The 5386-nt window shown below is 65.1% G+C and carries 6 protein-coding genes; 2 read left to right on the forward strand and 4 right to left on the reverse strand.

Translation table 11 applies throughout. The annotated features are described in order from the left end of the window. Together QE494_RS12655 and QE494_RS12660 are read right to left on the reverse strand one after the other, a co-directional pair. A partial coding sequence (locus QE494_RS12655) for an ATP-dependent metallopeptidase FtsH/Yme1/Tma family protein (protein ID WP_300043778.1) occupies positions 1–654 on the reverse strand: 654 nt, incomplete at its 3' end. A 214-nt stretch (positions 655–868) separates the two neighbouring features. Then, complete coding sequence (locus QE494_RS12660) at positions 869–1531, reverse strand: RlmE family RNA methyltransferase (protein ID WP_300043779.1); 663 nt, start codon at positions 1529–1531, stop codon at positions 869–871. 32 nt (positions 1532–1563) lie between these two features. Between QE494_RS12660 and QE494_RS12665 the strand changes: the two genes are divergently transcribed. Continuing rightward, positions 1564–2037 carry a YhbY family RNA-binding protein gene (locus QE494_RS12665; RefSeq protein ID WP_300043781.1) on the forward strand — a complete coding sequence of 158 codons (474 nt, stop codon included), beginning with the start codon at positions 1564–1566 and terminating at the stop codon, positions 2035–2037. Here the strand turns inward: QE494_RS12665 and QE494_RS12670 are convergent. Both QE494_RS12670 and greA read right to left on the reverse strand, forming a co-directional pair. Next, the gene (locus QE494_RS12670) at positions 2015–2446 is read right to left on the reverse strand and encodes a DUF4149 domain-containing protein (RefSeq protein ID WP_300043783.1); all 432 of its coding nucleotides are present in this window, start codon (positions 2444–2446) and stop codon (positions 2015–2017) included. The genes QE494_RS12665 and QE494_RS12670 overlap by 23 nt on opposite strands. Next, positions 2446–2922 carry a transcription elongation factor GreA gene (gene greA / locus QE494_RS12675; RefSeq protein WP_300043785.1) on the reverse strand — a complete coding sequence of 159 codons (477 nt, stop codon included), beginning with the start codon at positions 2920–2922 and terminating at the stop codon, positions 2446–2448. The genes QE494_RS12670 and greA overlap by 1 nt, the downstream gene beginning before the upstream one ends. Positions 2923–3191: 269 nt before the next feature. On the opposite strand from greA, the gene QE494_RS12680 reads away from it, so the two are divergent. Next, a complete protein-coding gene (locus QE494_RS12680; RefSeq protein ID WP_300043786.1) occupies positions 3192–5330 on the forward strand; it encodes a hypothetical protein in 2139 nt (712 codons plus the stop codon). The last annotated feature ends 56 nt before the right edge of the window (positions 5331–5386 follow it).

A 5386-nucleotide genomic window follows, 5' to 3' on the forward strand; every position in this document is an offset into this window, starting at 1 on the left:
GGCCTCGCCGGCGATGCCCTTGGCCAGCAAGGTCTTGCCGGTTCCCGGGGGGCCCACCAGCAGCAGGCCGCGCGGGATGCGGCCGCCGAGTTTTTGGAACTTCTGCGGGTCTTTGAGGAAGTCGACGACCTCCTTCACTTCTTCTTTGGCCTCGTCGCAGCCGGCGACGTCGGCGAAGGTGACCTGGTTGTTGTTCTCGTCGAGCATGCGGGCCTTGCTCTTGCCGAAACTGAAGGCCCCGCCCTTACCGCCGCCCTGCATCTGGCGCATGAAATACACCCACACGCCGATCAGGAGCAGCATCGGGCCCCAGGAGACCAGCAGGGTCATGAGGAGAGACCCCTCTTCGCGCGGCTTGACATCGAACTTCACCCCGTTGGCCCGCAGGTCGCCGACCAAACCGCGGTCGAGGTAGGTGGCGGTGGCGCGCACCTTGCGGTCGTCGATGGTGACGGCCACGATCTCGGTGCCGCCCTGCCCCTCCTGGATCATGGCGCTCTTGATGCGCTTGGCCTGCACCTCGTCCAGGAATTCGGAATAGCCCATCAGGTTGGCACCGGCAGCCCCGCGGGTGTCAAACTGCTTGAAGACAGTAAACAGCACCAGGCCGATCACCAGCCAGACTGCAACTTTCGAGAACCACTGATTGTTCAAATCGGTCTCCGCTAAAACGGACCATCAAAAACAGGCCTAGCAGGGCCTGCGAGTGCCTGGGACGGCAGCCGGGAAACACCTGTAGGGCAGATGCGTCCCATTCTAGGGGTTTCAAGATGCCGGGCCATGCGAAAAGGCAACACCCTTCCTAGGGGGATGGGAGCCTGGGGATCTCAGACCGGCAAACCGGATGCCCACACCGGGAAATCGGCCCTCAGGGCGCTTTCTTGAGCCCGATGCCCACCAGAAAGTTCTCTGAAGACTTGTCACGGGAGGCCTTGGGCTTGATCGGCTTGACCACCCGAAACCGCTCCTTGAACGACTTGACCAACTGGCTGTAGCCGCTGCCGTGAAAGACCTTCACTACCAGAGCGCCGTCGGGTTTGAGATGTCGCTCCGAGAATTCGACCGCCAGTTCGACCAAGTGGGCAATGCGAGCGGCATCCGAAGACTCGATGCCCGAGAGGTTGGGCGCCATGTCCGACACCACCAGATCGGCCGGCCGGCCGGCCACCACCGCCTCGAGCTGGGCCAGCACCGCGTCTTCGCGGAGGTCCCCCTGCAAAAAGGTCACGCCCTCGACCGGCTCCATGGGCAGGATGTCCAGGGCGATGATCGTGCCATTGAGCTCGCCCACCGCCGCCCCCTGGGGCGAGAGGCGCCGGCGCAGGTATTGGCTCCAGGCGCCCGGGGCCGAGCCCAGGTCGACCACCAGATGGCCCGGCTTGACCAGACCCAGGGTCTCATCGATCTCCTTGAGCTTGTAAGCCGCCCGTGCCCGGTAGCCCTCTTTGAGGGCCATCTTGACGTAGGGATCATTGACGTGGTCATTGAGCCACGCCTTGTTCACCTTCTTGCTCTTGGTCTTGACCTTCATGTGTACTTTCCTGCGGTAGCGATAATAGGCCCATGCCCGCTATTGAACTAACTATTGCCGAGCGCAAAGCGCATCGCGCCGAGGCCCACCATCTCGATCCGGTCGTCATGATCGGCAACGACGGCCTCACGCCGGCGGTGGTCAAGGAGACCGACGCCGCCCTCAAGGCCCACGGCCTGATCAAGGTCCGCGTCCAGGGAGACGACCGCGCCGCCCGAGAAGCCGTCTACCTGCAACTGGCCGACCAGCTCAGCGCCGCCCCGATCCAGCACATCGGCAAGTTGCTGGTGCTCTGGCGCCCCAAGCCGGAGAAAGAGCGCGCCGAGGACGAGGACAAGTTGCCCGGCCCGCGCGACTTCAAGGTGCTCAAGTACAGCAAGCGGGGCGGCCAGCGTCCCGAGGTGCGCACGGTGCGGGTGCTGGGCAATCAGCGCCTGACCCCCGGCGGCCAGGTCAAGCGGTCTAAGCCCAAACTGAAGTCGATCAAGAAGGGTCGGCAGGACTGATCTGACTGGCGCCCTGCCGCCACAGCACGACCCCGGCACACACCCACTGCAGCGCGAACAGCGCGCTGCCCAGTGAGTGCCACAGGCGCAGGTCTTCACGGGCTCCGATGCGGGGCGCCACCACGAACTCCAGCAGCAAGGCCAGCAACATACCGGCGGCCACCCAGGCCAGGCTGCGCTGGACGGCCGGCGCAATCCGGTCGGCATCGCGGGGCCGCAAAAGCATCATCAGCAGCAAGCCACACCCCAGGGCGGCCCAGGCCTGGGCGGTAAAGAGGCGCGCCGCCGTCTGGCCGGCCATCGCGGGCGTGGGCAGATGCACAAACAGCAGGGGCACCACCCAAGCGCCCACTGCGGTGAGGCTACCCCACCAAAGCGCAGCGGCCATCAGGGCCAGGCGCTCGCGCATCACAGGTACTTGACCGCCATCACCTCGAAGCGACGGGTGCCGCCGGGGGCCTGGAACTCGGCCACGTCGCCCTCTTCCTTGCCGATCAGAGATCGGGCAATGGGGCTGGAGACGTTGATCAGGCCCAGCTTCAGGTCGGCCTCGTCCTCGCCCACGATCTGGTAAGTGACCTTCTCGCCAGAGTCCTCGTCCTCAAGCTCTACCGTGGCGCCGAACACGACTTTGCCATCGGCCTGCACCGAAGACGGGTCAATGATCTGGGCGGCCGAGAGCTTGCCCTCCACCTCCTGGATGCGGCCCTCGATGAAACCCTGCCTGTCCTTGGCGGCGTCGTACTCGGCGTTCTCCGACAGGTCGCCCTGGGCGCGGGCCTCGGCGATCGCGTTGATGACGGCGGGGCGGTCCACTGTCTTGAGGCGGTGCAGTTCGGCCTTGAGCTTCTCGGCGCCGCGGACGGTGATGGGAATGGTAGCCATGGGACTTGCTCGTTCGTGTGTCTCTGAAAGCGAAACCGCCGACCTGATTCGGTCGGCGGTGGGCGATCGGCCGATTATGCCGAACTCACCCCGGACCTGGACCTACGGCCGATTCCGCAAGCGCCAGAGGCGCGTCAGATGGGCAGGGAAGGCGGCACAAATAATTCTTTCCGACTACAAATCAGGTGCACCCCATGCTCGGCTCGCAACGCCCCACTCAAGCCACCCAAGCCACTCACACACACATCCACCTCCCGCCGCCGATTGCTATGGCGCAACACGCCGGCCCCGAACCTCGCGAGGTCTCCCACGCCAGCGCAGCGGGTGCCGCCGCCCCTACAGCCCATACCAACGCCGGAACGCTAGACGCGGCGCTGCGACAGCGCCAGTCGAGGATCCTCGAGCCCCTGGCATTTCAGGAGTCCGTGAGCGGCTGGCGATGCCGCACAGGTCTGCATCTGGCAACAGCCATCGGCACCTCCGCCGCCGCGGTGGTGGGGACCATGGCCCTGTTTCCGGGCGGGCTCGGCCGCGCGGACGACAGGAGCGCCGCCGAAAACGGCTTTTGGGGCGTCATCGGAACCGTGGTGGGCGGCATCGGCCTGACGGTAGGCGCCTTCATTCCGCCAGCGATTGAATGGGTGACCTTGCGCGCGCGCAGGGCCTGCGTCGAACGCTTTCCAGGGCGCCCCAGCGAGGACGCCCTGCGTCCCCCGGAGAATTTGCTGGAAGACATCGAAGCCCTGGCCGAGCGCAGAGCCCCCCTCACCGCAGAGGGCGTTGCAAGCTGCATCCAGAAAATTAAGTGGCTGCTCGCAGGTTCCGGCCAGGGCCTACCGAGCCGGCAGGTCGCCCAAGCCTACGTTCGGCTCGCACAGACCGCCTGGCCCCCTTCTGCCTGCCGCGGTAACCGGGGACACGCCGTGGAGGGGGTGGGTTTGCTGGCAGGGCAGATCGCGCATCTTGCGCGCGCGAGAGACTTGGACAGCCAGACGCTCAAAGCGTCCCTGATGCTGCTGGCGGCTGCCATGTCGGCTCATCACCTCAGCGCCAGTTCAGCGAACAAGGTTGCGGAGTCGCTGATGCAGGCCTGCTGGGACGGCACAGACAACAAGCCAGGAGAACGCGCTGAGCGTCTGAATTTCTGGACCTTGCTGCGCGGCCTGCCCGGTTTTGAAAGGGTGGGTGAACCGGGCTCCCAGATCAGCCGTTACTTTGACACCGAAAATCTCGCCGGATGGATGCAGCTGAGCACCGGCCTCGCTTCCCTGCGAACTGCGGGCCCGCAGGGCAAAGACGTCCGCACCTGCATCGAGCAATTCCTGCACCCTGGGAACCGAGATCGCCGCAGCGTTCAAGAGGCTTCGCACAACAGCGACTGCCTGTTCATCGGCCTGGCGCGGCACCATCCTCTGGAATTGCCCCAAGACTTGGTACCAGGCCTACTGGAGGAACTACGCAAACCGCCCCGTGCTGCGCGGTCCATCACCAATGCGCAGCAGCGCGTTCTGGACTTGCTGGCGGGAAAACTCGGCAATGGCTCTCGTCAGCACGAAGAACGCATGGAGGCGGGCTGGCACCGGGCACCCTTTGAAGTGGTGTTGTCGCTGACCGAATACGCCCGAAAGTTTCCGACGGATGACCGTCTGCAAGAACTGACGGCGCGCCTCAACGAGCCGCGCCGAATCCCGGACCGCCTGGAAGCTGCAAAGCTCGCCGATCTGAGAGTTACGATTCAACATGCGATTGATTTCGTCCGCTACCTCCCCGTGCCACCCGAGGGCAAAGTCCGGCGCCTGCACGGCATCCTGATCCACCTGCAACACCGGCAAAACCTGGACAGCAGGGCCTTCCTCGAAGGCGTGGTGAGGCCAGTAGAGCTCATCGAGATACTGTCCAAAATCACTGGTGCGGCGACCACCACCGACGAAGCACGGGATCGACTCTCCGCCCAGGTGGCAGGCCTGGGCCGTCTGTGCCAGCTCGAGGCCACACCTGCGCTGCTGCAAGAAACATGGCGCGCCCTCAACCGAATCTGGGGGCACCGTGATGCGGCGGGGGGTGATCGCCAGGCCCAGGAGCGGATTGCGTCGGGGTACCGGGCGCAGGCCAAGGAAATGATCAACTTGCGCATCCTCGCGGACCATTCCATCGAGAGGCTGGGGCCCCAATACCACCTGAACCTGCACTGGCTGCGCGCGCCCATGGCCGACCTGCATTTGGACGACCTGCAGGTAGCCGACCAGCGAGTAGCCGATGTGCGTATGGCTGACCTTCGTGTCGCTGACCCGCGGGCGGCCGGTCAAGCGCAGGCCGAGCGCCCCCGCGCTGCAGCGCCGGATACTGCCATCACGGTTGTGGAAAGCGATTTCCTGAGAACGCCGACCGCTGCCGCAGCCGCTCGCTGAAAAGGGGCCGCCCGGGGCGAGCCGATGCGGGATTGGTCAAATTGTTCCGAATTCAG

The sequence above is a fragment of the Ramlibacter sp. genome (assembly GCF_029866045.1).
Classification (GTDB): Bacteria; Pseudomonadota; Gammaproteobacteria; order Burkholderiales; family Burkholderiaceae_C; genus Ramlibacter.